Origin of the sequence: Micromonospora sicca (genome assembly GCF_003172935.1) — a bacterium.
Lineage (GTDB): Bacteria > Actinomycetota > Actinomycetes > Mycobacteriales > Micromonosporaceae > Micromonospora > Micromonospora sicca.
The window spans coordinates 1-5,546 of sequence record NZ_QGKS01000456.1 but is presented as its reverse complement, the minus strand read 5'-3'; the positions used below and the strand labels follow the sequence as shown (position 1 = coordinate 5,546).

5 protein-coding genes are annotated in these 5,546 nt (G+C 73.3%); all 5 read right to left on the bottom strand.

Annotated elements, in window-relative coordinates; all coding sequences use genetic code 11:
- Window positions 1–3: 3 nt before the first annotated feature.
- The 5 genes from DKT69_RS34130 to DKT69_RS34110 all read right to left on the bottom strand — a co-directional run bounded on the left by DKT69_RS34130 (window position 4) and on the right by DKT69_RS34110 (window position 5,498).
- On the bottom strand, window positions 4–432 hold the full coding sequence (locus DKT69_RS34130; RefSeq protein WP_109805523.1) for a hypothetical protein: 429 nt from the start codon (window positions 430–432) through the stop codon (window positions 4–6).
- Window positions 429–2,864 carry an AAA family ATPase gene (locus tag DKT69_RS34125; RefSeq protein ID WP_109805522.1) on the bottom strand — a complete coding sequence of 812 codons (2,436 nt, stop codon included), beginning with the start codon at window positions 2,862–2,864 and terminating at the stop codon, window positions 429–431. The genes DKT69_RS34130 and DKT69_RS34125 overlap by 4 nt, the downstream gene beginning before the upstream one ends.
- A gap of 132 nt (window positions 2,865–2,996) precedes the next feature.
- Window positions 2,997–3,809 carry a hypothetical protein gene (locus DKT69_RS34120; protein WP_109805521.1) on the bottom strand — a complete coding sequence of 271 codons (813 nt, stop codon included), beginning with the start codon at window positions 3,807–3,809 and terminating at the stop codon, window positions 2,997–2,999.
- A 52-nt stretch (window positions 3,810–3,861) separates the two neighbouring features.
- Window positions 3,862–4,779, bottom strand: a complete 918-nt coding sequence (locus DKT69_RS34115; RefSeq protein WP_146231282.1) for an Rv1352/Rv1906c domain-containing protein — start codon at window positions 4,777–4,779, stop codon at window positions 3,862–3,864.
- Between the two features lie 161 nt (window positions 4,780–4,940).
- Window positions 4,941–5,498, bottom strand: coding sequence for a hypothetical protein (locus tag DKT69_RS34110; RefSeq protein WP_109805519.1), 558 nt, complete (start codon window positions 5,496–5,498; stop codon window positions 4,941–4,943).
- Between the last annotated feature and the right edge of the window lie 48 nt (window positions 5,499–5,546).

Sequence of the window (5,546 nt, the reverse complement as noted above, 5' to 3'; positions counted from 1 at the left end):
ACGTCATCGTTCGGGGTCCGTTCTTCGGTCGAGTTGGGTGAGCAGGACGCTCACCTCGGTGTGCAGGCGACGCAGCTCGGCGGCCGTCGGCGCCAGTTCGTAGCAGTGGTGGTGGGCGGCGGTCGACAGGGTCGCCCACGTGAACGCGACGCGGCGGGCGACGCCGATGCCGGGCCCGAGCCGGCCGCGCAGCATCAGCTGCTTGGCCCGGCCCTGCCGGCACGAGGCGACCGGCGGCTTGACCTGCCGCCAGTAGGCGTCGATGCCGCCTTCGAGCGCGAGCCGGATCAGGCAGGCGCACGCCCGCGGCCACCAGCCGCCGGTCACCGCGGTCGCGCCGAGGGCGCCGGCGCCGCGCAGCAGCTGGTCGGCCGCCGCCAGGCAGCGCCGCGGGGTCGGCGCGGCCGCCCCGGCACCTCCAGGAGCGGTCACGACAGGACCGCCGCGAGGTGGCGGGCGTCCGCGACCAGGCCGGGGAGGTCCGCCAGGTACGCCCCGTGCACGCCCTCCTTGCACGCCTGGTACGCGCCCACCGTCCGCGGCCCGTGCCGGCGACTCAGATACCCGAGCACGTCACCGCCCCGCTCGGCGTCGTCGAAGAGCGCCAACGCGACGGTGGTGGTCAGCCGCCGGGACGCGGCCACGATGGCCGCCTCGATCTGGTCGTGCGGCACCCCCCGGGCCACCCGCTGCCGCCAGACGATCCGGTGGCAGGCCGCCTCGATCGCCGAGCGGCACAGCTCCGCGACCACCGGACCGCGCGCCTCGGCGGCGATCTCCTCGTTGCGCGCCAGCGCGTACGCGTCGTCCATGTAGCGGGTCACCGGGTCGGAGCCCGGCCGCAGCGTCACCACCGACCGCTCGGCGCGGCTCACCTCGACGATCCGGGCCTGGCCCAGGTTCAGCCGCTCCACCGCCTCGGGCAGCCGGGTGTCGTGGGTGAAGACCACCACCTGCCGCTGCTCGGCCAGCTCGGCGAAGACCCGCGCCAGCCCGTCGACCTTCGACGGGTCCATGCTCTGCACCGGGTCGTCGACCACGATGAACCGGAACGGGCTCTCCGGCGCGCAGCCGCGCGGCAGGAACGTTGCCAGCCCGAGCGCCTGCATCTCGCCCTGGCTCATCACGCCCAGCGCTGTGCCGTTGTCGGTGCCGTCGACGCTGACCGGGAAGACCACCCGCCGCCGCGTGTTCGCCCCCTCCAGGGTCATCGCCCCGAGCTCGACGTTGCTCTCCTGGCGCAGCTTCGCCCAGATCCGCTGCGAGTGCGCGGCGAACGGCGCGGCCCGCTGGTTGCGCAGCTCGGTCGCCGTGGCCTTCAACCAGTTCCGGGCGGCGTTCAATCGGGTGAGGGTCCGCTCCCGCTCCGGCAACTTTCCGGCTGCCGCGAGCCAGGTCCGCAGGTCGCCGGCCGCCGCCTGCCAGCCGGTGTCGCGCTGGCGGAGCAGACCCTTCGCGTACGCCTGCGCGGCCTGCGCCGCCGCGAGCACTGCCGGGTACCGCGCGGTCAGATGGTCGGCCAGCTCCTCCGGTCCACCCGGCGCCAGCCGCAGCGCCGCCGCAGCCGCCTGCAGCCCGTCGACCGGCACCCCCGCGGCGCCGTCGTCGGGCACGTCCAGGTCGTCGATCAGGTAGTGCGCCCGCTGTAGCAGCGCGGTCAGTCGCGCGGCGCTGGCCTGGGCCGCGAGCGTACGGTCGCGCAGTTCCGCCAAGGACGCGGCCGCGCTGGTCCGCCAGTCGCCGTCGAGGCTGCCCGTCGCGCAGACCGGGCACGGCCCACCACCTCGGTCGTCGTGGTGCTCGATGGCGAGTCGGAGCAGCTCGGCGCTGCGCAGCGACGCCCGCGACCGCCCGCCGTCGTGTCGGCGCGCCTCGGCGGTGGCCTCGCGCAGCTGCCCGGCGAGCCGGGCCACCTCGTCGGCGTCGGGCAGCTGCATCCCGACGAGCCGCCGGCAGAGCAGCACGGCCTCGTCCGCGGTCGGCTCCTCGGGCTCGTCGAGGATCGCGGTCAGCACCGCCAGGTCGGGGCGGCTCGCGGCGAGCAGCGCCGCCGCCCGGCGCGCCCGGTCGTCGGGCACCTCGGCCAGGGTGGTGGCGAGGGCGGCGCGCTGTCCGCGTACGTCCTTGATCGCGGCGTCGATGGGCCGCGTGGCGGCCATCAGCCGGCGGTCGGCGTCGGTGATTGCCTCCAGGCCCAGGATCGCGGAGATCGCGTCGAAGAGCTGGCTCTGCGTGCCGGCGGTGAGCCGGCCCAGCTCGGCGGCGGTGAGGAACGGCCGGTACAGCTCCAGCGGCCGGGCCAGCCCCAGCTCGGCGAGGTCCTTGTGGGTACCGCGAGCGCTGGTCACGGTCACCTCGGCCTCGCCCAGCTCTGCCCCGACCGGCCAGGAGCGGACCACCCGGGTCGGCGTGGCGACCCCGTCGACCCGCAGCTCGACGGCGATCCGACACGGTTCGCCGGCGTGCAGGTTGCGCCACCCGGCACGCCAGACGCTGTTGCGGTCGGCCCAGCGGGCGCTGTCTCCGGTCAGGGTCAGCTCCACCGCCTCGGCGAAGCTGGACTTGCCGGAGCCGTTGCGGCCGACCACCACGGTCAGCCCCGGGCCGGGTTCGACGGCGAGGGTGCGCTCCGGGCCGACGCCGCGGAAGCCGGCGACGGTGACCGACGAGAGCCAGATCCGCTCCTGCGGCTGGTCCGCCGCCGGACGCTGCGGCTCCAACGCGGTCGGCTCGCCGGCGAGCGCGGCGTCCAGGTCGGCCTCGCCGCTGAGCGCGGCGAGGACCACGTCGGCGGTGTCATCGGGTACGTGGTCGGCGGCGAGCCGGTCGAAGATCAGCTCGACCAGGGGTTCGGTGCGGTTCATCAGGCGACCTCCGATGGGTGCTGATGCGGGTCTGGGGAGGGCGGGCGGTGCCGGCGGCTCGGGCTCGTGCCGGTTCGCTGGCGGTGGTGGCGCGGCGACGCGGTGAAGTTGCACTTATCTATGGATCGGCGGTCAGACCGGCAGCGCAACATGCCAGTCGCGCAGGAACGCCTCGACCAGGTCGTGCGCCCGGGCGCGTACGTCGAACGGCTCCTCGACCCGGCGGCGCGCCATGTGCGCCAGACTGTCGGCCGCCTCGTTCAGGGCATGGTGGGCGTGCGCCTTGACGTGCGTGAACGTCAGATCCGGGCGTCTGGCGACGAGCTCGGCGAGCCGGACCAGGGTGGGCTTCATGCCCGCGTGACGGGGCCGCAGGTCATAGCCGGCGGGCATCGCCCCGGTCTCGCCGCCCTGCCAGCGGTGCAGGTAGCCCAGCGCCGGAAGGCTGTCCACCAGCACCGTCATGCCGACCGGCGGGGTGTCGTACGCGGTGAACAGGAACTCGACCGCCCGCAGCTCGCTGACCAGCACCCGGGAGAAACCGGTCGGGTCGACGCGGCCTGGGCGACGGCTGCGCAGGCCGTAGCGGCCGTCGCTGGCGACGTACCCGATGCCGCCGGCGCGCCCCTTCCAGCTGGCGTCGGTCGCGGCGATCAGCGGCGCGGACGTCTCCGCCCAGCGGCGGACCTGGCCGCGGCCCGGCTGGTGCTCCGGCCGGCAGGCGTGGTGGTGCCGGGTGGCGAGCTGCTCGGCGGTGTCGAGCAGCTGCGCCGCCGAGCCGAGCTCGTCGTAGTGGACGGCGGTCAGCGCCACCCGGACCGCATCGGCGACGGCCTGGCAGGTCTCGCAGCGCCGGGGCTTGACGTAGGCGCGCAGGGCGAGGGCGCGGTCGTGCAGGGAAGCGGGGAGCAGGTCCAGGGCGCGGAGGAACTCATCGGGACGCACGACGCCTCCTGACGTCTTGTTGTCGGCAAAAGGGATGGTCGGGCAAACGGCGTCAGCGAGCGGGGCGCCACTCGCCGCAGTTCTCCGAGTGGAAGGCGTAGTCGGAGGAGCGGATGGTGACCTGCACGCGGCGGGCGCCGTTGGTGAAGTAGTTGTCGATGATGTCTCCGGAGCTGTTCTGGCGCTCCCAGTAGCAGCCATCGACGTCGTGGGTGACGTAGGTGCCGGGCTTGATGTCTTTGCCGACCCGGTAGGTGCCGGAGTCGAACAGCCGCCCCTGGGCCTCCAGGTCCGCGTCGACCTGGCCACGCTGGACGGCCTGCCGCCACTTCTTCGCGTACGGGTGGGTGGGGCAGAGGGTCAGCGCCGCGTTGATCTCGGGAATCTGCTCGCTGCTCGCGGCGAACCCCGCCTCGGCACGCGGGTCGTCGGCATCGACCTCTCCGCACATCTCGTACAGGACGGAGATGTTGCCGTCGTCGTACTTCGAGGTCTTGTAGGCCGCCTTCTCGACCGGGCTGACCGGCTGGATCTCCTGACCCACTTCGCAGGAGACCGCCTTTGCGGCCCACACCTCGGTGAAGTCCGGCCGGCCGTCCTTGCCGGTGAGGATGGTGAACGGCGAACTCTCGCTGAAGGCTTCGGTGAGGTAGCAGGTGAGGACAAACGGCTCCTGCTGCGGGACGTTCTTCGGGTCGTCTGGGTAGGTGTCGCTGCTGTCGGGGATGCCGTCGCCGTCCCGGTCGGCGGGCGGCGTCGGGCTCGGCGTCGGGGTCGGGGATGCGCTCGCCGAGGCCGAAGGGCTGGCCGATGCGGTAGGGAGGCTGGCGGTGGTCCTGTTGTCGCCTCCGCAGCCGGCCAGGCCGACGGTCGCCAGCGTCGCGGCCAGCAAGAGTCCGGCCGGCCGGCGTGGGCACAGACCGGGACCGGCCCAGACTGTGCGTACCGAGTTGGGACGGGGGAGAGTCATCGTCGCCTCCAGGCGCGTGGTGTCCGCGGGCCGACGGCTCGTCGGCCCGCCCGGTGGGCGGTGGCTGAGGACGGAATTGCCGCTGGCGCGCTGTGGAGCTGATGTCGTGAACGAATCAACCGCCAGCCGGCCGCGCGCCGCAGGGATGGGACCGGGTCAGATCAGTCGGAGAGGGTGAAGACCATCTGCAGACCGTTGTCCGGGTGGTAGCTCCAGGACGCGTGGACGCCGTCCCAGTCGCCGCTCTGCCGGCCGTCGAGAGCGCGGGTGGCCAGGAGTTCCTCCTTGACCGAGTCGGGCATCTTCAGTTCCGACCAGTAGCACTCCAGCTTGTCGAAGCTGAGCCCGCTGCTCTCCTCGCCGTCTCCGTGCAGGGTCAGGGTTCTTCCCTCGTCGCCCAGCTCGACGTCGCTGCCGATGGTGCTGCCGCACTTCTCCTTGGCCAGTACGAACGGTGACTTCTTCTCGACGAGGGGTGATGGGACTGGATTCTTCTCGGAGAGGGCCAGGAAGAGGCCAGTGCCGGCGACCATCAGCGCCACCAGAGCGCCGGCCGCGATCAGCAAGATGGTGCGACCGTTCAGGGCAGGGGCGGGCCGGTGATCGACTCTGTCAGGCTCGGCCGCGTCAGCCAGGTTCGCGGCCTCCGCCGGCGGCATGAGTTGAATCGGAGCGGTGGAGTGCTCGGCGGGCTGGTCGGGCGGCATCGGGTCGGTCATGGCGGTCTCCTCTGTGAACTGCCGTGGTGGGCGGGGTGCCCGGGGGAG